We start from the raw sequence: 25,360 nt of genomic DNA, 5'->3' as shown, positions 1-25,360 counted from the left end.
TTTGCTTTTGCGCGCATCCAGCTATGGCCGAAGCGGCGCTTACCTTCTTCGTCGCTGAGCGCCTGTATGACGGCAGTCTTGCGCAGTTTTCCGATATCGAAGTGGCCGGACCCTTCGGTTACTGGCTCGACGTGGCGCAACGCCACGTGGCGCTTGAGCATGTGCAGGCGTTTGCCGGCTGGATGCGGGAAAAGGTTTTGAAGATGGGGTGAGGCACACCCCAGCCGTGAAGAATCTGCAGCTGCTTGACGGGCGGCGCGGCGCAAGTCGACACATGCACAGCATCCTTGCTGCCTCAATCTGAGCGAGCGCCTTCCGCACCCCCGTAAGACATTTCCCACTCGATTAAGACTTTTCCGATATTTATTCGGACGTCGGCCGATCAATATGGAGATGTGCCAATTCGGCACGCAATCGCCCTGATTTATCGCTGTCTTCTGTGACTCATGGGATGAAATCGATATTCGTCCTTCAATGAAGCGGACTTTCACCGCCTATTTGCGATCGTCGCCAGCCAGTCATGGCGAAAGCTGAGCGCAGAGAGGTGCGAACGTGACCATGACTGATACAAAAACCATTAGCAGCAGAAAGGATTCAACGTCGAACAGCACGAGGCTGGTGACACAGATGAGGCGCCGTGGCGTATGGCTCGCGCGTGCCCTAGGTGCTGGCGTGTTGATGCTCGGCTCCGTGCACGCGCAGGCTGATTATGTTCACCTGCCGTATGCCAAGGGTTGGACTGACAACTTCGATAACCTGGCGTTTCCCGCTTCCTTTTCTCCGTCGCGGGATATTCCGATAGGCACCGTACTGCAGAGCGTCAACGCCAACGGCAAGATTAGCTACAACGTCACGTGTCCCGTCACCAGGACGGTAACTGTCACCGGCACACCGGTTTCTGGCATGACAGATACCTATCAAACCAACGTACCGGGGATCGGCGTCCATTTCTATGCGACGGCAGGATGGTCAGGCGGCAATTACACTTCTGTGCCCTCAACCCAGGACTTGCCTGCATCTTCGGCCGGACCGGTGAATTTTTATACGAGAGCCGACCTGGTGGTGACCGGCCCAGTCGGCAACGGCACACTCACTACTCTTCCGAGTATGACGCTGAACTACACCGGAACCTGCATCACCGATCCCGCCTACAACTCGCCGCATAGCCAGTCACTCAATACCGGAACAACCATTGCCGGACGGACTTGCAGTGTGACCACACCGTCAGTCAATGTCGCCTTGCCAACCGTCTTCCCGAGCAATTTTAGTACGGGTTCGGCGGGTGCGACTCCGTTTAGCCTTGGCGTGAGCTGCACCCAGGGCGTGACAGTCAAGGTGACACTGACAGACGCGTCGAACGTTGGGAACACGTCGACTACGCTGGGGCTTGCACCGGATTCTTCCGCTGCCGGCGTTGGTCTGCAGATACTCTCGGGATCGACGCCGATTGCGTACGGGCCTGACTCCGCCGTCGCCGGGAATGTGAACCAGTGGTCCGCAGGCATCACGACGGGTGGCCCGATGACCATTCCGCTTACGGTTCGATACATCCGTACGACGGGGCCCATCACACCCGGCACGGTGAAAGGCACGGCCACTTTCACGATGTCATATCAATGACCTTCCACTGGTTCATCCATCTCGACGTGGCGCAACGCCACGCCGCGCCTGGCAAAACGATCCCTGCGGATATCGCAAATACGTGGATGAACTTTGCAATGCCTTATCCAGACGGCCAAAGTTGACCATTTGGTCTGGGCAAGTAACAGGCGCCACGCCACCCTGATTTATAATCATCAAGCCATCTGGAAACAACCGGCGGTCAGGTTTGACAGCCTGCAGTCAGAAACCGCACACCCGCCCAGGCGGGTCGTGCGTCTACCTCTGCCGTCTATATTTCAATGGGCGGGCCGTGGTGGGAGAGCCGCAAGGCTCGCCGGTATGTTTCTGACCCGGTCTGTCAATCCCGCTACGTGCCCGCTCACCCACTTGACAAGCGAGTGTCGGGAGATCCAGGCTGTACCAGGGAGGTCGCACCATGAGCAAACCCACAAAACAATCTCAACCCGATTCACGTCCGCCTGTCGACGCAATGCAGTACGAAAAGCTTGCGCTGTCTGCATTCGATCTGTGTGAACGGCAGTTGACCCAACTCAATACGCTGATCACACTTGCGTCCTCAATGTGTAGGAATCCTGCCATCACGAGCGACGAAAGACGACGTCAGCGGACGCTACTTGAATTGCTTGTCGACACAGCGGAGCAATATCAGCGAGAGCTCGAGTGTGACCGCGAACTGTACCAGGTCATCGCGCTCGATGCGAAGGGCATCCCTCAAAGCCGTATCACGGCGAGGCGCGCGGCGCGCCTTCTTGAAGAGGCATCAAAAGTGACGGAGAAAGCTTCGCCTACCGAAAAGGCCTCAGCGTGCGAACAGGCCGCCACTGAAAGCGCGACAAGTGCAGCCGCAGATTCGCAGCAAGTGCGCCACTGATCCTGGACATCCCGCACCCTGAAGGGCGAGGTTCGCCGCGCATTGGGTCAAGGGCCGTCACCGTCCTGCATAAGCTTCTGTGTGTGCACGTGGGCTAGTAGCGACAGCCACGTGAACCCTGCAAGCAAAAAGGCCCCGTCACTGAGTGGCGGGGCCTTTCACATGATCCGTCAGAGTTGGCGTGCTAACGCGGATACCTGATTACATCGCCTTCTTGAACGGCGCACCCGAATGTTCGCGCAGTTCGTTAAAGACAATCTTCGGCCACGCCTTCTGCGCGACTTCGATTTCCGACACGTGCGACGCCAGATACGTCGGCGCATCCGATGCATCGAGCGCGATCCGAGCCGCGTATGAATCGGTGAAACGGCGCAATTCAGCCGCATCGTCGCAGGTCACCCAGCGTGACATCCGATAGCGCGCCGGCGCCATCCGCACATCGACCTTGTATTCCGTCGACAAACGGTGCGACACCACTTCGAACTGCAGTTGACCAACCGCACCAAGAATCATCAAGCCGCCGACTTCCGGACGGAACACCTGAATCGCGCCTTCCTCACCGAGTTGCTTCAGCGCTTCGCCGAGTTGCTTGGCGCGCATCGGATCGATCACTTCCACCGTCTGGAAGATTTCCGGCGCGAAGAACGGCAAACCGACGAACTGCAACTGCTCGCCTTCGGTCAGCGTATCGCCAAGACTCAACGTGCCGTGATTCGGAATACCGATGATGTCGCCCGGATACGCCTCGCTCACCGTCTCGCGGCGCTGCGACAGGAACGTCACCACGTTATTGGCGCGGAACGTCTTGTTCGTGCGCGTCACCTTCACGGCCATGCCGCGTTCGAAATGCCCCGAACACACGCGAATGAACGCCACGCGGTCACGGTGCGCAAGGTCCATGTTCGCCTGGACCTTGAACACGACGCCGGTGAACTTCGGCTCGTCCGGCATGACCGGACGCTGCACCGTCATGCGCATCGACGGCGGCGGTGCCAGGTCAACCAGCGCGTCGAGAATTTCCTTCACGCCAAAGTTGTTGATCGCCGAGCCGAACAGCACGGGTGATTGCTGACCCGCGAGGAACTGCTCGCGATCGAAATCAGGCGACGCGCCGGTGATCAGGTCGATCTCTTCCTTTGCCTTGACCCAGGCATGGCCGAAACGGCGCTCGCCTTCTTCGTCGCTGAGCGCTTGCAGCGTTTCGACCTCGCCGCCCGCCTTATCCTGCCCGGCGCGGAACAGGCGCACCTGATCGCGCTGGATGTCGTAGACGCCCTGGAAGTCCTTGCCCATGCCGATCGGCCACGTGAACGGCACGGCTGCAACGCCCAGATGCTGTTCGATTTCGTCGAGCAGTTCGAGCGGCTCGCGCACTTCGCGGTCGAGCTTGTTGATGAAAGTGACGATCGGCGTCTTGCGGCTGCGGCAGACTTCGAGCAGTTTGAGCGTTTGCGCTTCGACGCCGTTCGCGCCATCGATCACCATCACAGCGGCGTCAACTGCAGTCAGCACACGATAGGTATCTTCGGAGAAGTCTTCGTGGCCTGGCGTGTCGAGCAGGTTGATCACGGCGTTGCCATATTCGAACTGCATCACCGAACTGGCCACCGAAATGCCCCGCTGCTTTTCGATCTCCATCCAGTCGGAGGTCGCATAACGATTGCTCTTGCGGCCCTTCACGGTGCCGGCGATCTGGATCGCGCCCGAGAACAGCAGCAGCTTTTCAGTGAGCGTGGTCTTGCCCGCGTCCGGGTGGGAAATGACCGCGAACGTGCGGCGGCGTTTGAGTTCGGAGACTGACATCGGGTCGGGCGGTCACGGATAGGGGTTCGGGCGGTCATCAGAAGCTTGTGGCCTCTGGTCTGCCACACTTGGCGCGGCGGCGTCGAACTGCGGGAGCGGGATCGGTGACCCGCATCACAAGGCAACTCGGCCGCGTCGGAAACAGGTCACGAACGAGCGTCCGACAATACGGGAATCGCCAGCGCAGAACAGCGCAAGGTGCGAATGATACACGTCATGGGGACGGGCGTAGGGGAAACGGGCTTTGGGGACAGATACAGCGGGAGGGTGCGTTGCGGAAGCTGGGGGTGGGAGAGTGGTGGATCACCGCTCTCCGCAAGCGTTATTGGTACGACATCGTGAAAGTGGCCGTGCCTTTCGCCGTGCCAGGAATCAACGTGCCCGATGTCCGGACGTATTGGACCGTGAGTGGAATATTCATCGGGCCGCTTGGCGCCGTACCGGCAGACCATTGATTCGTGTTCCCCGCCGTTGCAGAGTCAGGACCGTAGGCGATCGGAGTCGATCCATTCACGATTTGCAACCCAATACCCGCCGCGGACGAGCCGGGCGCCAGGCCCAGCGTAGTCGACTGGTTGGAAGCATCCGACGCGTCGGTCAGCGTAACTTTTACGTTGGCGCCTTGAGGGCAATTGACGCCGAGATTGAACGCCGTGGCTCCTGTCGTCGCGCCCGCAGTGGAAAGGTCTTTCGCAAAGGCCTTTGGCAGCGTCACGTCGACAGCAGGTGTGGTCACGCTGCAGCTACGCGCCGTTATAGCAGCTCCGGGATTGAGCGCCTGGACCTGTGGCGCATTGGCGCCCTGGGTGACGCAATCTGCACTGAAGAGGACTGTCATGCTTGGCAGATCGGTCAGCGTGCCGCTACCGATCGGACCTGTAACGACCAGATCGGCTCTCGTGTAAAAAGCTTGCGGACTGCTGGACGTCGCAGGATTCAGAGTCTCGCTGGACGGTACCGAAATATAATTGCTGCCTGACCAGCCCTGCGTTATGTAGAAGTGCACGCCGATTCCAGGCACGTTTGTCTGGTATGTATCTGCCATACCGGGAACTGGTGTACCAGCAACGGTCACAGTCTTGGTGGTAGCACACGAGACCGTATAGCTGCTCTGGCCATTGGCGGAGGCAGACTGCAATACGCTGTTTATAGGGAGGTCCCTAGACGGAGAGAACGAAGCATTAAACGACAGATTATTGAAATTGGCGCCATACGCTTTGCTATACGGAATATGAATAGTGTCAGCCTGTGCATGGATTGAGCACAACATCAGCAAGCCGGCACATAGCGTCTGCAGCATCCACGCGCCAACATGCTTGACACTACGCTTGCCAATTGGCTTTATGCCATTTTCGCGGCCCGTAGTCATTGCTTCAGTGGAATTCATGATCACCTCTTTACTCGTAACTTGCATGATGGATCCCCGTTGCTACTCGCTTTAACTCGTCCATCGACTGGTCTGGCGCACCGCCCATGCAATGCCCTTCCACCGACATGTATGCCGCACCCGCCTTGCCTGTCGATTTCGGCAACACATAATCAATCCGGCACTGTTCTGAAGCCGCCGAGCCCCACTTCACGAACAACGAGCCCTTGTCTTCCAGGCCGCGCGCAAAAATCCGGCTGTCTTGCGCAACAACGCCAACAGTTTTACCGCTGCTATCCATCACATCCACGCCGAACGGCAGCGCCTTGTCACCCAATTGCGGCGCGCGAATCAGCGCGGCGCGCCCGCTCACCGTCTTGTACTTGATCATCACCACCGAGCCGAGACGCGGCACAGCCTGTTCCGATGTTGATTCGAACTCAACATCGGTCGACGTGCCCTTCGGGTCGATATCGACGGTGTTCATACCGTAAGGCGTGAGGTAAGGCACAACCGCATAGCCGCGGCTGTTGACCTTGACGCCCGGCGCGCTGGTCACGTTTGCACCTGCAGCACCCGGCGCGTCGACGATGCCGAACGTGTCGCCCACGGTCTGCGAGAACGTCACGCCGCCCGGATGCGCGACAACCGTCCCGCTGATACCCGCGGACACCTGGCTTGAACTCGAACCCGCGCTCGCCGACGCCGTCATCTGCGCATACGGCGCACGATAGGCGCCGCTCACGCCCGTGTTGGCCGACCTGTTGCCGTTGCCGGCGCCATACGTGCCGTACGCGTTATACGAGTACTCGTTGTTCTCGCCCAAGGAGCCGCTCAGGTTGGCCTGCAGACTCGTGTTGCCACTCGAGTTCGAGAGATTCGTCGACAGCAGCGGCGCATGCTGACTATGGCCAAGCGGAAGCGTCGTGCTGACCATGTACTGGTTCGACATCGACCCGTCCGCGTTACGCGTGCGTCCAGCGGTAATGCTGTAGGTCCCGTACTTGAAGCTGTTGGTGTAGCCGGCCTGGTAGAACGTATCGCTGCCGCCGTGATTCCAGTACTGCTGGGCGGAAGCGCTCAGGAACACCGTGCCGTGTTCCTTGAAATTCTGGTTGACCGTGAGCTGGAAACGATTGCGCTGGCGGTAGACTGAATTCGTATCGCCGCCGCGCATCGCGAGATCGCGCACGGAGGCCGCATCGGTCAGATTCATGAAGCCCGCAGTCGAATAACGGTACGCGGCGACCGAAATGTTGGTATCGGTCGGATCGATGAACTTGCTGTAGCCGATGCGCAAGCTGGTGCCGTGCATCGTGCTCTGGTTCGGCACCTGGGTCTGCGCACCCGTCACGTCGGCGGAAAACGCGCCGAACTTCGTGTTAAGTGCCGCGCCGAGGTCTGCCGCCACATAGCCGTTCGCAGCCACACCGCCGCCGTAGGCCGTCACCAGGTTGGTGAGACCGCGCTGCAACGTGAACTGCGCAAAATTCGGCTTGGTGTCGAGCGTCGAGTTACGCAATTCACCGGCCGTGACCGAAAAGCGCGTGGTGCCCGGCCGCAGCGACTGCGCAACCGATGCATATGGCACGGTAAAGCTCTTCGTGCGACCGTCTGCTTCGGTGACGGTCACATCGAGGTTGCCACCGTAGCCGGTCGCATACAGGTCGGTGATTTCGAACGGACCCGGCGACACGCTGGTTTCATAGATCACCTGGCCGTTCTGCCGAACCGTCACGCGCGCATTCGATTCCGCCGTGCCACGCACCACCGGCGCATAGCCGCGCAACGATTCGGGCAGCATGCGGTCGTCGGTAGCGATCTGCGCTCCGCGGAATTGCACACTGTCGAACACGTCGCCCGTCGTGTAGCCGTCGCCCACCGTCACCTGCGATTTCAACGCGGCGACGTCATGCTGCAGATAGGTCGCGATATTGTCGAAGTGCGTGCCCTGCCCGGTCGCCTGTGACACCGACGATTGATGGCGGAAATGCCACGCGCCGATGTTCACGCCAGCGTTCAGACCCAGATAGCTCTGCGTCGATTCCATGCCTGAACCCGCGGTGTGATAGGTATTCGCGTTGTAGCTCACGAAGCCCGCATTCACGCCGTCCTGCCACATTTCGGGCGGCACATAGCCACGCGCGGCGTTGCGCATGTATTTCTGCGGCACGCTCAGCGTGAGCTTCTGTTCCGAAAAGTCAAAGTCGACGGTAGCATCGGGCACCATGGCGGTCAGGTCGACGCATTCGTCGGCATTGGCGCCGACTGTCTTGGCGGAGGGATTTGCAGCGCTCATATCAGCACTGGCGCCCGAGTCATCACGCGTGTCATTGGCGACGCTCACCGCGGCGGCCGCATGTTCCGGCGCCTTCGCACCGGTAACCGCGCCGACCTTGGCGAAATCGACGCCGAGCGTTTCCAGCATCTGACGGCTGAAGCACGGACGCGCACTTTGACCTTCGCTGCTCGCCACGAAACGCACATCCTGGTGCGCCACACGTGCATCGTTCACCCAGAGGTCAACGGAATACACGCCCGGCGACACCATATTGCCGCGCGCAAAGCGCGTAACGTCCACGGTCTGCTTTGGGTCAGTGCGCAGGAACGTCGTATCGAACTGAACGGCGTTGCCGTCATTACTGGTTTCAGCTGCATTCACGCTCGCCGACTGGACGCCGCCCAGCGCCGCGAACACCGACAGCACAACCGCGGCGACGGGGCTCAGGCCGAACGGACCAGAAAATTCACTGGTGCGAGCTTGCGACTGATGACGAGGTGAGAGTTTCATGATTTAACTGACTTCCAATGTCTGCAACAGGCGTGCGTCGTCCTTGTGCGTTGCCTGTGCAACACACGCCGTGGTCGAGAAAGGGTTGAGCTATGGGTGGAAAACTGCCGCCCGACCGGCAAGCGGGTGCGGTCTATTTGCCGAGCGTCGCGTCGCCATTGAGGGCGCCGCCGTAATCGCTAATCGCGGTGTAGTGAACCTTTGAACCTGCCGATACGCCATTCATCTTTGCAACCGGCAACACAACCGATGCGCGCGGCGCAACCATGCCGCCCTGTTCGTTCTTGAAGGTATGACCATCGCTTTCGACATCGACTTCGCTAAACGACACGTAGTACGGCGTCGGATTCGATACGCTCACGGCTTCGCCCTTGCCATCCTGCGATGCGACTACTTTCCAGCTCAATTGCGCCGGTGCATCTTCAGGTTTGCCAGGCAATTTGGCCGGACGCACAAACACCTTGATACGCGTGCGATAGGCCAATTGCAGCGAGTTGGCGTCGGCCGTGCCATTTGCTTTCGGCGGAATATCGAGCACGTTGAGCCAGTAAACCGATTCGCGATCCTGCGGCAATGCTTCACCGCTGTACATCACGCGCAGCGTCTGCGCTTTCTTCGGGTCCATCCGGAAGATCGGCGGCGTAATCACAAACGGCACCTTGATCTCGCCAGGTTTCGCATCCGCGTTGCCATCGTCCATCCATACCTGCACGAGTGACGGATTGTGGCTATCGTTATCCAGCTTGACTGTGACTTCGCGCTGCTCAAGCGGATACACCACTCGCGTACCGCCGATCGTCACGCTTGCTTGTGCGCTGCCTGCGAGCAGCGCACAAGCAAATCCGATTCCCATCGTCATTTTTCCGAGCAACTTCATCACAACACCTTTAAATGTAATCTTGAAAAAAGGCCGTTAAAAAGGCGCTCGCCTGAGCGAACGCCCCGGTCATTGCTTACTGATACTGCATCGTGTATTGAACCGACGTATTCACTGCGCCCGGCGTTGCCTTGCCCGTGGCGTAGTACTGCGCGAAGTACTTCAGATTCGCGCTACCGCCGCTGATCGTCGCGCCGGTGGTCGAGATATCGTTGTTCAAACCGGTCGTAACGTTGATCGGTTGCAGCGATGCGTTAAGCAGACGCACTTCCACGTTCGCCGCCGCGCCCGAAACGGCCTGGTTCGTCAGGTAGCCCGTGGTCTGGTCGACGGTCGAGCCGTTTTCGAAGGCGGCGACCGCCTTGGTAGCCGTACCCGAGCAGCCGCTCAATGCGAGCGTGATGTCGGTCGGGCTCGACGTACCGGCAACTGCGCCTTGCGCGGCCAGCGTGCCTGCCGAAACCGTCGGCAGAACAACCGCGAAGTCAGCGGGCGAACCCGATGCCGTGCCGTTGATCGAGCACGTGGTGTCCGAGACGGTGCCGGTGAAGGTAATCGTGCCGTCCGCCGCTTCGGCGCCGAACGATGCGAGGCCCAACAGACCGCCGGTTGCGATCGCGATTGCGGGGAGGATTGATTTCATGTTTGCTGCTCCAGTGAGTTAAGAAATTGATTGAATCAACGGCGATTCGATATGAGGTAAGACTCGCCATTTGCCCCTGGGCGCTCCAATGTTCTACGCCGGGAAAATGGCGGTCTTTGCTTCGAACTATTGGCCTATCGTTCAGGCGCAAAGCAATATTAAGATTCGGGATGACGCAAGTACGTAGGACGATTCCTATTTAACTGAGAATTACCCTACGTGACGTGAGATATTCCTGACAAACCAACTCTTGCAGGGACTGGGAATAAGACTTTTCTTAAAAATCCCAGCGGAAGGTTGATTTCAGACGACGCGACGCACGAAAAAAACCCGCCGCACCGTTGCCGGTGCGGCGGGTTTTATTGAAACAGGTGGGCGCGTTACGCGCCGCTGGCTTCGTTCAACGTCAGGTGCTTCGTCTCAGGTGCCCAGGCGATCGACACCACCATACCAACCAGCAGCACAGCGGCAAGCACCATCATCGTCGCGTGAAAGCCTAGGTGGACGATCCCGAGCGGCAGCAGGAAAGTGCCGACTGCCGAACCGAGACGGCTGCACGCAATCGCGAGCCCTACGCCACACGCGCGCACTTCCGTTGGAAAACACTCTGGCGGAAACACGCCGACCAGATTCGAAAACGCCGACATCGTCAATGTGAAGATCGCGAATGCGACGATCATCGCGAGCATTGCGGACTCCGGCAGTAAACTCAACGCAATCAGCGACGCACACGTCACCGCGAACGAACTGATCAGAAACACGCGCCGGGACAATTTAATCGTGAGCCAGATGCCGATCAGCGCGCCAAGCACCAGAAACCCATTCAGCAGTAAATCCGCGCCCGACCCATCATTCAAATGGATCGCTTTAAGAATGGTCGGCAGGAACGTGTAAATCGCGAAATACGGAATCACGAGACACACAAAAAATGCGCAATTGAAGATCGTTCTACGGATCAGATCTTTCCTGAACAAACGCATGAAACCGCCATGCGACTGCGCGTGCTCATCGTTGCCGCCATCGAGCGTCACATTGGGGCCGAAGTGCTTGAGCACGATCGCTTTGGCTTCGGCAACGCGCCCTTTGCCGTGCAGCCAACGCGGCGACTCCGGCGTGCCCATGCGTAACACCAGCACGATCAGTGCCGGAATGCCCGCCGACGCAAGCAGCCATCGCCACGCATCAGGCGACGCGTCGGCATAGTGCATACCGAGCACGTTAGCCACGACATAGCCGACGGTCCACACCACGCTGAACGAGCCGAGCAAGGTCCCACGGTGTTTGCGCGGCGAGAATTCGGCGAGGATCGCATGCCCGACCGCGAAATCGCCCCCCATGCCGAAGCCGATCAATACCCTTAGCAAACACAACTCGAACGGCGAGCTTACGTAGAACTGCGCAAATGCCGCGGCCGTGATGATCAGGAAGCTCAGCAGAAAAATCTTCTGCCGTCCCAGCCGATCCGACAGCCAGCCGAACACGAGACTGCCGACAAAGATACCCATCAGCGCGGAGCTGCCGATCATGCCCATCCAGAACGCGTCGAGCGGCATCTGGCGGTTGAGTGACGCAAGCGCATAGCCGATCGTGCCGAGCGCGAAGCCTTCGGTGAAGTGCGCGCCGAACGTCAGCCCGGCAATCTTGATGTGAAACCTGTTCAGCGGAACGTCGTCGAGAGAAATGGGGCCGTGCGCGGGTGCCGCGGCGGCGGCCGGCAAAGTGGGGGCGAGGCCGAGAGCGGCTGCCTGGAGGTCCTGATTGCTCACGCTGTCTCCTTCGTTGTGTGGACAACCCTTGCGTCGCCGGCATGGCTTTTGTACGCAGGGCTGCATCGCCCGCCTCGCCTACAGCGCGAGGCGGACGCGTAAACGCCTGATGCGAGGGCTAGCGGCCGAGGCCGCCCATCATCATGTATTTCAGCTCGGTGTATTCATCGAGGCCGTATTTCGAGCCTTCGCGGCCGAGTCCAGACTGCTTGACGCCGCCGAACGGCGCGACTTCGGTGGACAGAATCCCTTCGTTGATGCCGACCATGCCGCTTTCCAGCGAGTCGGCGACGCGCCAGGCGCGTGCGAGATCGCGCGTGTAGAAATAGGCGGAGAGGCCGAAGGGCGTGTCGTTGGCCTCGGCGATGGCTTCGTCTTCGGTCTTGAAGCGAAAGCACGCGGCAACCGGACCGAAGGTTTCCTCCGCGGCAATTAGCATCGACTTCGATACATCGACCAGCACCGTCGGTTCGTAGAACGTGCCGCCAAGCGCATGCGCCTTGCCGCCGGTCAGCACCTTCGCGCCTTTTCGCAGCGCATCGGCGACATGCGTTTCAACTTTCTTCAGTGCCGCCGCGTTGATCAACGGGCCTTGCTCGACCTCGCCTTGCAACGCATTGCCCACGCGCATTTTTCGCACGGCGGTGGTCAGCGCCTGGGTGAACGCTTCATGAACACCGTCCTGCACGTAGAAGCGATTCACGCAGACGCAGGTCTGCCCGGTGTTGCGGAACTTCGACGCCATAGCGCCCTGGACGGCGGCGTCGATATCGGCATCATCGAAAACGATAAACGGTGCGTTGCCGCCCAGCTCCAACGACAGCTTCTTCAACGTATCCGCAGACTGCTTTGCAAGCAGCTTGCCCACCCGCGTCGAGCCGGTGAACGACAGCTTGCGCACGACTTCCGATTCAGTCAGCACGCCACCGATCTCCATCGCATCTCCGGAAACGATATTGAATACGCCAGGCGGAATGCCAGCCTTCTCTGCCAGCACGGCGAGTGCGAACGCGGAAAGCGGCGTCTCTTCCGAGGGCTTCAGCACCATCGTGCACCCTGCTGCAAGCGCTGGGGCCGCCTTGCGCGTGATCATCGCGAGCGGAAAATTCCACGGTGTGATTGCCGCGGCCACGCCGACCGGCTCGCGCGTCACAATGATTTTCGCGTTCGGGTTCGGGCTCGGAATCACGTCGCCGTAGCTGCGCTTCGCTTCTTCCGCGAACCATTCGAAGAAGCTCGCCGCGTAACCGACTTCGCCTCGCGCTTCGGCCAGTGGCTTGCCTTGCTCGAGGGTCAGCAACTCAGCCAACGCGTCGCGATTTTCCAGCATCAGCTCGCCCCAACGCCTCACACGTGCGCCGCGCTCTTTCGCCGTCATCACGCGCCACGCGGGAAAGGCCCGCTCGGCCGCGGCGATGGCCTGCGTCGTTTCCGCCGCGCCGCCCGTCGCCACGTGGGCTACGACTTCGCCGGTCGCGGGGTTCAGCACGGAGTAAGTGGTCGCGCTGTCATACCATTCGCCGCCAATGTAATGTCCAGTTCGAAGAAACGCGTTCATGCCGCCTTCTCCAAGGTTTTGACGAAGCCGCCCTGTGCGAGCCGCGCCTCGCGAGCGACGCGCTTGCCCGCGGTGTAGTCGTTGATCAGGTCGCACGGTGTGTAGTTGCGTTCGAGTTCGAACAGTTCGTCGGCAGAGAGCCGGGTGCTGAGCGCGGCCAGCGCGCTATCGAACTGCGCGGGTGTGTCGGCGCCAACCAGCATGCTCGCCACACCCCCATGATTCAGCACCCATGCTTGCGCAATCTGTGCAGCCGACACACCACGCCTTGCCGCCACCCGAGCCACCGAAGCGGCGATCTCGCGCGATGCCGTGTCGCCGTACATTTGAGCGGTGAATAAATCGGTCTGGTTGCGCGTCGAACCAGGATCGCAAGTCAGCAACCCACGCGCTAACGGACTGAACACCGACACGCCGACACCGCGATCCTGGCAGTACGGAATCATTTCGCGCTCTTCCTCGCGATAGGCAAGGTTGAGCTGCAACTGCATGTTGATCGGTTTGTGCCAGCCGTTGCGCTCGCAGACCTGCATGATCTTGGCAAACTGCCACGTGTACATGGTCGACACGCCGATATAACGCGCCTTGCCGGCGCACACAATATCGTTCAACGCGCCCATGGTTTCTTCTACCGGTGTATTCACGTCGAAGTAATGCAGCATGTAGATGTCGACGTACTCCATGCCGAGGCGCGTAAGCGACCCATCGATGCCATCCATGATGTGTTTGCGCGAATGGCCACCAGCGTTCTGATACGCGCCCATGTCGTAGCCGACCTTGGTCGTCACGACAATTTCCTCGCGGCGCGCAATGCGTTTCAGAATACGGCCCACCACTTCTTCACCCACGCCGGTCGAATAGAAATCGGCGAGGTCGATGAAGTTAACGCCCGCTTCCAGCGCGTGGCGCACGATCGGCTCGCTCTGCGCTTCGTCGAAAATCCACGGCTTCCATTGCGGCGTGCCCATGTTCATCGTGCCGAGGCACAGACGCGAAACCTTCAGGCCCGAGTGGCCGAGGCGAATGTATTCCACAGTGCTGTCTCCTTCCTGATCGCATCGAGTTGCGCAAGCGGCTGCGTCGGCCCCATGGCGCGCGAACCGCGTGGCGCGTGATTAAAGTTGTTTCGGGGTGTAGAACGGATTCGATACGTCACGTGCCGCGGCGAAAACTTCTTCGCGATGCGGCAGGCCCCTCATCGCCGCGAGGATCGCGTTCTTGCACGCGAGGTAGTTGTTTTCGAAGACAGCGTCGAGATTGTCGGTGCCCGGATTGACCCAATTCGCCGACACCACCACCCAATCGTTTTCCGCTTCGGGCGGCAAGGTGCCGTTCTCCAGCGACTCAGCCACCGCTTTGGCGATGCCGGCTTGCGAGGCGCCCCACGTTGCGTTGCCATGGAAGTCGCTGCCGATTTGCGCCTTGTTGACATAGAGCGTCAGTGGCTTGGTCGGCACGCCCGGCCGCGCGATCACAACGAACGGCGCATGCCCCGCGGAAGGCGTCGCCAATGCAGTGGCAAAGGCCTGACCCGCAGGCCCGTTGCGCGGGCCGACGAGTACGTTGATGTGCGCAAGGTTGACGCCGGGGCCTTCAAATCCTTCGCCGATAAAGAGTTGTGTGTCCGTCGATACGCTCATGGTCTTTCCGTCGGGTGAGTGGATGACCGATTGTGCTGTCCGGCCTTCGCGACCATGTATCGATGAGTTTTGATCCGGGGTATGAGGCGAACTCATCTCCGGGTTTGCCTAGGGGCGCCTTACGTGGCGCTCAGGCGACGACCAGGTAGCGTATCGAGTCGCGCACGCGGATGGGTGCAAAGGTGAGAGTTTTCGGGACCCGCGATTGCGAAGCTCGAATCGGGGCGAAAGGTGAACACACCGACGACCGCTCACGCACTCGCCGCGCGACGTTCAGCCGCCAGGCAAAGTCTGTGAAAAAGACGGCTCGAGAACCGACCGACGGATTCCGCGATTCTTCGGATAGCCTGGGAACGCCCGCCAGCAAAGGCAGACGCGGGTTTCAAGAAAGATCGTGCGACCACGAGGGACTGCAGAGGTGATCGCGCCGCGAGGTGCGTCATCCGACAAAACCAGGCTCACCGAAACAACGGACCCCGGCTCGGAACAGTTGGAGAAATCCACGACGCGCATTACACGCTCACGCGAAAGGTGAGCGTTTTCGGGACCCGCTCAACGGTGCGAGAAAAACCCGGCGCAACCTCACTTCGGAAAACCCGGCGCGTTGCGAGCGCAAGCGCCATGCACGAAAGGGCTTCAGACTTCGATCAGAAAGCGCTCGCGATTCTTGCCCGCGAGCCAGCCAGGCGAGCGGCCACGACCGCTCCAGGTCTCGCCGGTTTTCGGGTTACGGTACCTGGCGACTGAAACCGTTTTGCGTCCGGTTGTACGTTTGCTCGTGAAACCCAGCTCTTCCGCCGTGAGGTCGTATTCGGCGACCTTTTGCTTGATCTCAGCGATCGCCTGTGCGATTTCTTTTTCGCGCGCCACCGCAACTTCCTTGTGGAGCTTTTCGAGCTGGGCAGTCAACTGTTTGTACGAGGCCATGGCGGGTACTCCGATCGATTTTGACGAACTGCAGTGCGGACGCTCCGGAGGAAGTCTCCGTGCGCGCACACTATCAGACGAATAAAGTGCCGGATAGGGTGGCCCGCACAGGGCGGTCCGCGCTGGATGCGTCCGCAAGGAGCGACCCGCATAGAACGGCCTGCGACCAACCGCCGTCCACAGTTACCCGTTCACCTGCCGTCGCTAACGCACTCAATCGTCAATCGCATCGTACACGCGGCGTTCGAAATCGAGCGACATTGGGAATGGTTCGACAGCACGCCGCTGAATCAGCATAAGACCGATCAGGTCTTCCACCGGATCGGCGAACCAGCTTGTGCCATACGCACCCGGCCAGCCGAACGACCCCATCGAACGATAACCGAGCGGCAACTGCTGCGCAGGATCGTCGACAATGGACAAGCCGAGGCCGAAGCCCTGGCCCGCCCACAGCACGTGACCGAACGCCGGCACGCGGCGCTGGTCGCGGGTCAGGAAATTCGAGCGCATCAAATCGACCGAGCGATGCGACAGCAAGCGTATTGAACCGACACGTCCACGCCCCAGCAATAGCTGCGCAAACTGCAGATAGTCCTGCGCCGTCGAGACGAGGCCGCCACCGCCGCTCTGGAACCGGTCGGGATTCGCCCAGCGACTCGCCGACGGATGATCTTCGACCACACGCCGCCGAGTACCCGGTTCGACGCCATAAGCCGTCGCCAAACGCGTGAGCTGCGCGTCGGGCACCCAGAACGCCGTGTCGCGCATGCCGAGCGGTTCGAAGATCCGTGTCCGGAAGAAGTCGCCGAGCCGCATGCCGCTGATGCGCTCGATCAGCACGCCGAGGACGTCGGTCGCGATGCCGTAGTGCCAGCGCGAGCCGGGCTGAAACATCAACGGCAAACCCGCTATCCGCGCCAGCCACGCGCTGGCATCCCCACGCGCTTCAATGCCGTTGAAGGCCGCCGCGTAAGCCTCGGCCAACGGACCGGTGGCGGTGAAGTGATAAGCAAAGCCGGCGCGATGGGTGAGCAGATCGAGTACGGTAAGCGGCGTTCTGACCGGGTTGGTTTCGTCGAGCGGGCCGGTGGGGTCACGCAGCACGACCGGAGCAGCCAGCTCCGGCAGCCACGCGGAGATCGGCGTATCGAGTGCAAGCCGATCCTCCTCAATCAGCATCAGGATCGCCGCACTCGTAACCGGTTTGGTCATCGACGCGATGCGAAACAGCGTCTCGCGCTCCATGGGCAATTGCGCGGCTTCGTCGCGCAAGCCGAGCGGCTCGAAATAGCCGATTTCACCACGCCGCCAGACCAGCGAAACGACGCCCGCCACCTCGCCGCGTTCCACATAGCCTTGCATGGCGTTCGTGAGCGCCGTCAGGCGAGTCACCGATAGTCCTGCTGGGTGCATGATCCTCCTGGGTCCTTAGGCGTTACGTTCCCTTATTCTTGCAGAAAACGTTACCCGATCGGACGGTACACGTAATCATCCGCCCCCGCGGACAGTCACGCTTTCTGCCGGCTCTCCAATGCCGAGAGGGCTGCATTGAGCCGTTTGACGCGGCTCGCCTGCGCCGGCACCAATCCCGCCCCGGACACCGAAGCGATGCGATTGCGCCAATAGGACAAAGGGATACGGTCTTCAGCAGAGATATGCGAAATTACATGTTCAAGATGCTCGATATCTTTTTCGAGTTGGCGGTGATTCATTATTTTCCCCGGAATTACTCATTGAACCCGTTTAAAAAGCATAAAACGTGCCGCAATTACCTCATCCCGCCACTCGAGCGGAAAATCTTTCTTAAGCTGTTAATCCGGCCCGTCGCGATCCGGCAAAATCTGCGTATATGTTTTATCTTTGAGCCGGCGAGTTAAGGATACTGCGAAGATTCTTCGCGTTCCGTTGGGTGCCGCACCGACTCAGCTTAATGGAGAAACCGGAGCGCTTCGTTATTGGCGCAAACGGTATAAGCAATAGTCTGGGAACAGCTAGATAAATATCCAATGTGCATCATAACCGTTTCGGCAATACGCATTAGAGGCAGATATTTATGACGGCCATATGCGTATTGCGCGACATCATGGCCGGGTTTGGCCCGTTCAAACGGGATCTGCGCTGAGAGAGACACCGCCGTCATAGCCGCGCGGCGAGATAAAGGAAGAAAATAGGCAATCCGTTACGCCAGCCGTTGGCCGGCGTAACGTCATTTCGCCCGGCAGGCGTATATCAGACTGAACGTGCCGTTGTCGCTCGACTGCCGCACGACGTCGAAAGCGCCGCCACAAGCTGCGCTTGCCTGCTGCGAGCAGGAATCGGAGCCTTCCCGGCATTGAACCAGCGTAGTCGGGCGGCCGTCCGACAGAAACAGCGGTGCGCTGCTGCTGCAACCGCTCAGTACGGCGATTGCGGGAAGCGCCAGCGCGGCACAGGTCCGGCGCGCGAAAGAGGAAAGATTGCGTTTCATTTGAAACCCCGATCACATCTTGTTTTTCGATCACGCGATTGTGCCACGCGGCAATTACGCTGCGTCACTCAATGACGCCGGACTTTGTCACACCTCGATACCGTATGCCGCGATCTTCTTGTAGAGCGTCGCACGGCCCATGCCGATCTGCATCGCCGTCTCGATCACGCGACCGCCGTTGGCACGCAAGGCGTCGCCCAGATAGCGTTTTTCGAACGCAGCCATGGCGTCGCTCCACGACGTCGTTGCGGACGCCTCTGCCGCCGCGTCTGAAGCGTGCGCTGCAGAGACAGCGCTGGATGCGTATGGACGGTGGCCGCCCCCATGTGCCGGACCGATGAACGGCGCCAGCGCGCGTGCATCGATCCGCTCGCTGTCCGAGAGCATTACCGCGCGCTCCAGCGTATTGCGCAGCTCGCGCACATTGCCGGGCCATCCGTACGAACACAGCAGCCGCAATGCATCGTCCTGCAATTCGAAGTGACTGGCGCCACGCGCTTGCGTCGACAGATCCTCGAGCATGGCGTAGGCAAGCGCTTCGATATCGGACGAACGCTCGCGAAGCGCCGGCGCCTGGATCGTCAACACGTTCAGCCGGTAGAACAGGTCCGCGCGGAAACGTCCTGCCGCGACCAGCGCCGGCAAATCGGCCGAGGTCGCCGCGATGATCCGCACGTCCGCGCGCACGATCCGGTTCGAGCCAAGCGGCTCGAACTCCTTGTCCTGCAACACGCGCAACAGCTTGCCCTGCAAAGGCAACGGCATGTCGCCGATTTCGTCGAGAAACAACGTGCCGCCGTTCGCGAGTTCGAACTTGCCGGCACGCCCCTTCCGGTCCGCGCCGGTATAAGCGCCGGGCGCGGCGCCGAAGAATTCGACTTCGAGCAAGGTATCCGGAATTGCCGTGACGTTGACGGTCACGAGCGGCTGGTTCGCCCGCGCCGAGCCGCCGTGAATGGCATGCGCCAGCAGCTCCTTGCCCGTGCCGGTTTCGCCGAGCAACAACACCGGTGACTCGAGTTGCGCGACCCGGCGCGCCTGGCGCTTCACTTCGAGACTGGCCGCGCTCGTGCCGACAAAGCTGCCGAACGTGTACTTCGCCCGTCTTGCCTGCGCGAGCGACTGACGCGTCGCGATCAGCTCCTCCTGCACGCGCGAATAATGGGAAAAAAGCGGCGTGAGCGCCTTCAGTTCATCGAACAACGCGAACCCTACCGCGCCGACCGTTTCACCCGCGTCGTCTTTCAGCGGCAACCGCGTCACGACAAGCGGCTCGCGATCCGTTTCGAGGATGTCGAGCAGAATCGGTTTGCCGGTGTTCACGACCTCGCGCATCAGGCTGTTGGGAATCACCGCCTCACAATCCCGGCCAATGGCCTGCTCCGGGTCCGAAAAACCGAAGCGCGCCGCGTAGCGCTTGTTGATCCAGACGACACGCGCCTCGGCGTCGACGATGAACGTGCCTTCGCTGAAGTTTTCGAACGTACGGAAAAGCGAATCCATCGCCCGGCGGAGTACGTCGCCGTAGGTGGCAGGAAGGCCCGCCCAGTCGTTCATCATGGTGTCGCTGTCTCCGGCTAACGTCTTGTTTACGCTTATCTCATTTCGTAGACAAGCATATCTCATCGATGAGATCGACCAGAAGCTTTTCACACAAGGGTCTAACCTCAATTCAGCCTGTCTTCGGAGAATTTTCGTCCCGTTTTAGAGACGTTTGGGTACAATCGGCCGCATCACGTTTCGAACTTCTGCCTGTGAAATCAATGGCCAGGCCGCTGCGGCGCGCGTGGCATGGAATCTGCATTTGCGAGCGCCGGGCCGTTGCATTCACTGGGACGGCGTACACGTAGAACAATCAAGCTTCGGAGACTCAATGTCCTTTGTTATCGTCCTCGCCGCGTTGGCGTTTCTGATGTTTGCCGCATATCGCGGCTACAGCGTCATTCTGTTCGCGCCGATCGCCGCCCTCGGCGCGGTGCTGCTGACCGATCCGGGCGCCGTCGCGCCGGTGTTCTCCGGCATCTTCATGGAGAAGATGGTCGGCTTCGTGAAGCTTTACTTCCCTGTCTTTCTGCTGGGCGCGGTGTTCGGTAAGGTCATCGAACTCTCCGGTTTCTCGGAGTCGATCGTGGCCGCGGCCATCCGTTATATCGGCCGCTCGCGCGCGAATGCGGTGATCGTCGCGGTGTGCGCGCTGCTCACTTATGGTGGTGTCTCGCTGTTCGTGGTGGTGTTCGCGGTGTATCCGTTCGCGGCCGAGCTGTACCGTCAGAGCAACATTCCGAAACGCCTGATGCCGGGCGCGATCGCGCTCGGCGCGTTCTCGTTCACGATGGATTCGTTGCCGGGCACGCCGCAGATCCAGAACATCATCCCGACCACCTTCTTCAAGACGACGTCCTGGGCCGCGCCCGCGCTTGGCGTAATCGGCTCGCTGTTCATCATCGTGGTTGGCCTCACGTATCTGGAATGGCGCCGCCGCGCGGCGATGGCGACCGGCGAAGGCTACGGCACCGATCTCGTCAACGAGCCGGAGCGCGTCGAATCGAAGCAACTGCCGCATCCGCTGCTCGCGGTCGCACCGCTGGTGCTGGTCGGCGTGGCGAACTTCCTGCTGACCCGCTGGATTCCGAACTGGTACGGCGCGTCGTACACCGTCGCACCGGACATCCTGCCGGGCATCCATGCGCCGGTCACGACGACGATCAAAAGCGTCGTCGCGATCTGGGCCGTTGAAGGCGCGCTGCTGCTCGGTATCGTGATGGTCGTGGTGACGGCGTTCGGCCGCGTGCGCGAACGCTTCGCGGTCGGCACCAAGGCTGCGGTGGCGGGCGCTCTGCTGGCTTCGTTGAACACGGCGTCGGAGTATGGCTTCGGCGGCGTGATCGCAGCATTGCCGGGCTTCCTGGTGGTCAGCGACGCGCTGAAGAGCATCCCGAATCCGCTCGTCAATGCCGCCGTTTCGGTGAGCTCGCTTGCGGGTATCACGGGTTCGGCGTCGGGTGGTATGAGCATCGCGCTTGCGGCCATGTCCGACACGTTCATCAAGGGAGCGGAAGCCGCGCATATTCCGATGGAAGTGTTGCACCGGGTCGTCGCGATGGCGAGCGGCGGAATGGACACGCTCCCGCATAACGGCGCGGTGATCACGCTGCTCGCGGTGACGGGTTTGACGCACCGTCAGTCGTACCGCGATATCTTTGCGGTGACGGTGATCAAGACGCTGGCGGTTTTCTTTGTGATCGCGGTGTACTACATGACGGGGCTGGTTTAACAGCATCGCCGAAAACTGATCGACTGCAGGCAAGCCCCGGAGTTTGTGCACAAACTCCGGGGCTTTTTTTATTCCCTTGAGGTGGCCGTGTGCCTGATCGCCTGAGCGCGCCCGGCGCCACCGTACGCGTCAGTGCATCGACTCTTCATCCAGCCCGAAGTGATCGGATAACGCCTCGTGCAGCGAGATCGCGCGTTCGTCCATTTCGGTCGTCCAACGATCAGCGTTCTCGCATAGCCGCTGCAGTTCCCGGCATTGCTCAGCGAAGACCTGTTCCTGAACAATCAGGAACGCCCCGCTCGCGCTATGCGCCCAGCCTCCCAACGCCACCCGGTCCTCCTGCTCGACGATCGTCATCAGTCTCGGCAGATCGGTCTGCAAATGCGTTTTCAGCATGGCTGTATAGCGCGCCTTGTCGTCCGCACTTAGGGTGGTCGCCGCAGCAGCGGTGGCGGTGGCGCTGGGCCGCACCACCTGTTCCGTCGCAGCGGGCGGCCGCGCGACCGCGACCAGCGCCGCCTCCAGTTCGCTCAACGACGCCGGCTTTCCGACATAGCCAGTAAAGCCCCGCTCGCGCCAGCCTTCGCGCTGCTGATTGTCGGTGACGGCGCTAAAGGCCAGTACCGGCAGGTCCGGATTGGACTTGCGCAACGCCGCGAGCAATTCGTAGCCGTCCATGAGCGGCATATGGATATCGGTGAGCACCACCGCGAAGCGCGCCTGCTCGAATATCGCGAGCGCCAGCCGCCCGTCGCCGGCGAGCGTCGGCGTGCAGCCCAACGTATTGAGTTGTTCGACGATCAACGTCTGGATCAGTGGGTTGTCTTCGGCAACCAGCACCGTCAATCCCCGCAGCGCTGGATTGGGCAGCGGCTCCGACGTCGCAGTGGCATCGGCCAGTGGCGCCTCGACACCGCCGGGCACGGTGCCTTCGGCCGCGAGCTCGACCGCGGACAGGATCTCCATCCGGTTGAACTCGCCGACTTCGAGCACGCCGTCGCCGCGCGAAGTCGGCCGATACGGCCCCATGCGCGTAATCCACGCCACGCCGACAGGCTGCAGCGCGCGCAGTTCGGCAATGGCGTCGAGCCCGTATTCGCCGGTGGTGACCATCACATCCGGCCGGTTCACCCGCAACCAGGCTTGCGCGCTACGCAATGAGGTCACCACGTGCGCCACCCAGCCCGCCCGCTGCAACCAGCTGTCGACAATCTGTCCCGAGTCGCGCTCCTGGCACAGCACCAGCGCACTACCCCGGCGTTCCATTTTAACGACCGGCACGCGCAGCGCTTCCGGCGGCAACGCAAGCGGTATCGAAACCGTGAACGCGCTGCCCACCCCTAGCACGCTCTCGACCGAAATATGACCGCCCATCAATTCGCACAGCCGCGCGCAGATCGACAGGCCCAAGCCGGTGCCGCCATAACGGCTCGAGGTGCTCGCCTCGCCCTGCACGAACGGATTAAAAATACGCGCTACCAGCGCCTGATCCATGCCGATTCCCGAATCGTAGACCGCGCAGATCAGGATCGGTCGGCCTTGCAGATCGTCCTTCACTTCCGCGCTCATCGTGATCTTGCCGCACGAGGTGAATTTGAATGCGTTGCTCAGCAGGTTGTTGACAATCTGCGCGATGCGGGTCCGGTCGCCGCACAGCACCTGGTCGAGCGTCGGTGATTGATGCGAATAAAAGCGGATCGCACGATCCGCTGTCATCGGTGCATAGGAAAGCGCGATATTTTCGAAATCGTCGATTGGACGGAACGCCTCGATCACAAGCTTCATTTCGCCGGCATCGATCTTCGAGAAGTCGAGAATGTCATTGACGATACCGCGCAACGCATCGGCCGCGACATTCAAGGTCGCAAGCCGTTGCGCATGCGCTTCAAGTCCGGGCGTGCGCGCGAACAGTTCCAGGTTGCCAAGCAGCGCGTTCAGCGGCGTACGGATTTCGTGGCTCATCGACGCAAAGAAATTCGAACGCGCCCGCATCATTGTCTCCGCGCTCTGCTGCGCAAGCCGCAGTTGCTGTTCAAGGACATGTTGCGCGGTCACATCGAGAATCGCACAGAACAGCACGTCCTCGCCGGCATAGCGCGCGGGCGCGTAGGTGAACTGGAGGAACTGGTCCTGCGCCGTGTCCTCTTCGCCCCGCCGCCCCGGATGCGGTTGCTGGGCAGCCTGCGGCCGCGGCCCAGGCCGTGCCGGCGCGACGAAGGCGGCGATCTTCGCAAACGCCATCACGGACGGCTTATCCGGCGTCTGGGCGAGAAACTCACTGACGATATGCGGCGGCAAGCGATTGCCGTCCGGTTCGATATGCAGCAGGTCCGCGGCAAGTGCGTTCGCAGTGAGAATGGAATAGTCGCTCTGCCGGACGATGCACAAACCAACCGGCGTCGCGCTGACCAGGATGTGATTGAGCGTTTCGCTCTCCAGCGCTCGCGACGTCTCCAGAAAGGTGTTGCGCAACAGCCGCAGGCCCCAGAAGCGGGCCGTCAACGCGATGGTCAGCAGGACCAGCAGCGTGAGGCATGCGAGTACCGCCAGTTGCCAGCCAAGCGCGGCGGCGAGCGCGCCCCACGATATGTAGCCGACCACCACACCGAAGCCCGGACTCAGCGTCTGATAGAAAATGGCGCCGTGCCGGGTATATCGGTACGTGTCAGGCGGCCTGCCGGCGATCGCGTCCTGCAGCGCTTTCGCAGTTTGCGCGTCGACGGGCGGCGACGATGCAATCACCCGATGGTCCCCCGTCATCAGTACCACGATGCCTTCGCTGTCGGGCCGGGCGAGATCCGCGGATAGCGCTGCGAGCGGAATGCTCATGCTGGTCAGCGTGATCGGCGTATCGCCGGCGTAGTAGGCACTGACCGCTGAAATCACCGGTATACCCTGCAGCGGATCGAGATATGGGCCGAGCCAGATATGTTCGTCCTTGCCCGGCACGCGTTTGCCGGTTTGCAGGTCCAGTTCGTGTTCAAGGGTCTCGCGCAGGGTGCTCACGGTCTCCGGCCGGAGTGGCGCGGCGGCCGGCACACCGACAGCGGCGGATTGGCCCTTCGCCGGCGGCCCGAGTGACGGCAGGATCGCGGCGTAATCTTCAGTGAGCCCGATCAGCATCGCCCGCTGCGGCAGTGCGAATGCCTGCTGTGTCACCAGGATAGACTGCGCCGCTTCGTACAGGCGCCACAGTTTCTCGTTTAATTGCGGCCCCCATGCCGTGCGCGTCGCTTCGCCGACCAGCAGGTCGAAATCCGCGTCGACCCGCTCGACCGTGCCGCGAGCGGCACCACTCTGCCGGATCGACTCTTCAATGGCATCGGGCACGCGCAGCACGTTATCGGTGCCGCGATAGTAGTCGAGCGTGAATTCGGCGCGCCGCAGAAACGACTCTTCGCGATGCAGGACCAGGAGGATATCGGTGGCGCTCTGGGAAATGAAGCTGCGCCGGTAGTCGAGCTGCTGGGCGCCGACAAGAACCACGAGCAGCAAAGCGAAAATCACCACGATCAGCATCAGCGAAGCGATCGTCGCCACGTACACCCGCCGTTGGCGCTTCGCGTTCTGCACGAGCGAAGCGAACGCGTGAACGAGTGACTCCTGAGAACGGTCGAGTATCTTCTGCATCGTCTCGCTTGAGTAGCGTGATTCGCGCAGGCAGACCACTGCGAGTGTCGAGGAGACGAGATGCGTCTGCAGGCCTTGTCCGGCGCAGTGTAACGCTTTTGAAGGCACCACGAAACGCATCCGG

Annotated in this window: 19 protein-coding genes; 4 read left to right on the top strand and 15 right to left on the bottom strand. The window is 60.8% G+C overall.

The genetic code is table 11. The features are described from left to right. The first annotated feature begins 23 nt into the window (after nucleotides 1-23). From ACUN0E_RS06380 to ACUN0E_RS06370, 3 genes are all read left to right on the top strand, one after another. A complete protein-coding gene (locus ACUN0E_RS06380; RefSeq protein ID WP_445566010.1) occupies nucleotides 24-212 on the top strand; it encodes a hypothetical protein in 189 nt (62 codons plus the stop codon). Nucleotides 213-558: 346 nt separating this feature from the next. Next, nucleotides 559-1,620 (top strand): fimbrial protein, encoded by a 1,062-nt coding sequence (locus tag ACUN0E_RS06375; protein WP_445566009.1) that lies wholly within the window; start codon nucleotides 559-561, stop codon nucleotides 1,618-1,620. Nucleotides 1,621-2,038: 418 nt separating this feature from the next. After that, the gene (locus tag ACUN0E_RS06370) at nucleotides 2,039-2,494 is read left to right on the top strand and encodes a hypothetical protein (protein ID WP_445566008.1); all 456 of its coding nucleotides are present in this window, start codon (nucleotides 2,039-2,041) and stop codon (nucleotides 2,492-2,494) included. 201 nt (nucleotides 2,495-2,695) lie between these two features. Here ACUN0E_RS06370 and ACUN0E_RS06365 read toward each other — a convergent pair whose 3' ends face one another. From ACUN0E_RS06365 to ACUN0E_RS06300, 14 genes are all read right to left on the bottom strand, one after another. Beyond that, on the bottom strand, nucleotides 2,696-4,297 hold the full coding sequence (locus ACUN0E_RS06365) for a peptide chain release factor 3 (protein WP_445566007.1): 1,602 nt from the start codon (nucleotides 4,295-4,297) through the stop codon (nucleotides 2,696-2,698). Between the two features lie 322 nt (nucleotides 4,298-4,619). Continuing rightward, nucleotides 4,620-5,684, bottom strand: a complete 1,065-nt coding sequence (locus tag ACUN0E_RS06360; protein WP_445566006.1) for a fimbrial protein — start codon at nucleotides 5,682-5,684, stop codon at nucleotides 4,620-4,622. Between the two features lie 10 nt (nucleotides 5,685-5,694). Next, nucleotides 5,695-8,454, bottom strand: a complete 2,760-nt coding sequence (locus tag ACUN0E_RS06355; protein ID WP_445566005.1) for a fimbria/pilus outer membrane usher protein — start codon at nucleotides 8,452-8,454, stop codon at nucleotides 5,695-5,697. Between the two features lie 133 nt (nucleotides 8,455-8,587). Then, entirely contained in the window at nucleotides 8,588-9,307 is a 720-nt protein-coding gene (locus ACUN0E_RS06350; RefSeq protein WP_445566004.1) for a fimbria/pilus periplasmic chaperone, read from the bottom strand. Nucleotides 9,308-9,407: 100 nt separating this feature from the next. Further along, nucleotides 9,408-9,974 (bottom strand): fimbrial protein, encoded by a 567-nt coding sequence (locus tag ACUN0E_RS06345; RefSeq protein WP_445566003.1) that lies wholly within the window; start codon nucleotides 9,972-9,974, stop codon nucleotides 9,408-9,410. A gap of 380 nt (nucleotides 9,975-10,354) precedes the next feature. Beyond that, nucleotides 10,355-11,740: an MFS transporter gene (locus tag ACUN0E_RS06340; protein WP_445566002.1), complete on the bottom strand. Its 1,386-nt coding sequence runs from the start codon at nucleotides 11,738-11,740 to the stop codon at nucleotides 10,355-10,357. 118 nt (nucleotides 11,741-11,858) lie between these two features. After that, nucleotides 11,859-13,298, bottom strand: a complete 1,440-nt coding sequence (locus ACUN0E_RS06335) for an NAD-dependent succinate-semialdehyde dehydrogenase (protein ID WP_445566001.1) — start codon at nucleotides 13,296-13,298, stop codon at nucleotides 11,859-11,861. After that, complete coding sequence (locus ACUN0E_RS06330) at nucleotides 13,295-14,332, bottom strand: aldo/keto reductase (RefSeq protein ID WP_445566000.1); 1,038 nt, start codon at nucleotides 14,330-14,332, stop codon at nucleotides 13,295-13,297. The genes ACUN0E_RS06335 and ACUN0E_RS06330 overlap by 4 nt, the downstream gene beginning before the upstream one ends. 81 nt (nucleotides 14,333-14,413) lie before the next feature. Further along, a complete protein-coding gene (fae, locus tag ACUN0E_RS06325; RefSeq protein ID WP_445565999.1) occupies nucleotides 14,414-14,938 on the bottom strand; it encodes a formaldehyde-activating enzyme in 525 nt (174 codons plus the stop codon). A 636-nt stretch (nucleotides 14,939-15,574) separates the two neighbouring features. Beyond that, nucleotides 15,575-15,865, bottom strand: coding sequence for an H-NS histone family protein (locus tag ACUN0E_RS06320; protein ID WP_408336802.1), 291 nt, complete (start codon nucleotides 15,863-15,865; stop codon nucleotides 15,575-15,577). Nucleotides 15,866-16,078: 213 nt separating this feature from the next. Continuing rightward, on the bottom strand, nucleotides 16,079-17,278 hold the full coding sequence (locus tag ACUN0E_RS06315; RefSeq protein ID WP_445565998.1) for a serine hydrolase domain-containing protein: 1,200 nt from the start codon (nucleotides 17,276-17,278) through the stop codon (nucleotides 16,079-16,081). Between the two features lie 95 nt (nucleotides 17,279-17,373). After that, a complete protein-coding gene (locus tag ACUN0E_RS06310) occupies nucleotides 17,374-17,577 on the bottom strand; it encodes a hypothetical protein (protein ID WP_408238944.1) in 204 nt (67 codons plus the stop codon). Between the two features lie 494 nt (nucleotides 17,578-18,071). Then, nucleotides 18,072-18,332, bottom strand: a complete 261-nt coding sequence (locus ACUN0E_RS06305; protein ID WP_445565997.1) for a hypothetical protein — start codon at nucleotides 18,330-18,332, stop codon at nucleotides 18,072-18,074. 87 nt (nucleotides 18,333-18,419) lie between these two features. Beyond that, nucleotides 18,420-19,892, bottom strand: a complete 1,473-nt coding sequence (locus ACUN0E_RS06300) for a sigma-54 interaction domain-containing protein (RefSeq protein ID WP_445565996.1) — start codon at nucleotides 19,890-19,892, stop codon at nucleotides 18,420-18,422. A gap of 313 nt (nucleotides 19,893-20,205) precedes the next feature. On the opposite strand from ACUN0E_RS06300, the gene ACUN0E_RS06295 reads away from it, so the two are divergent. Further along, the gene (locus ACUN0E_RS06295; RefSeq protein WP_408240090.1) at nucleotides 20,206-21,606 is read left to right on the top strand and encodes a GntP family permease; all 1,401 of its coding nucleotides are present in this window, start codon (nucleotides 20,206-20,208) and stop codon (nucleotides 21,604-21,606) included. 129 nt (nucleotides 21,607-21,735) lie between these two features. On the opposite strand, the gene ACUN0E_RS06290 is transcribed toward ACUN0E_RS06295, so the two are convergent. Further along, entirely contained in the window at nucleotides 21,736-25,236 is a 3,501-nt protein-coding gene (locus tag ACUN0E_RS06290) for an ATP-binding protein (protein WP_445565995.1), read from the bottom strand. Nucleotides 25,237-25,360: the final 124 nt, after the last annotated feature.

It is taken from the genome of Paraburkholderia sp. D1E (assembly GCF_052682275.1).
The sequence above is the reverse complement of the archived record's forward strand: the minus strand, read 5'-3'. Positions and strand labels throughout refer to the sequence as shown.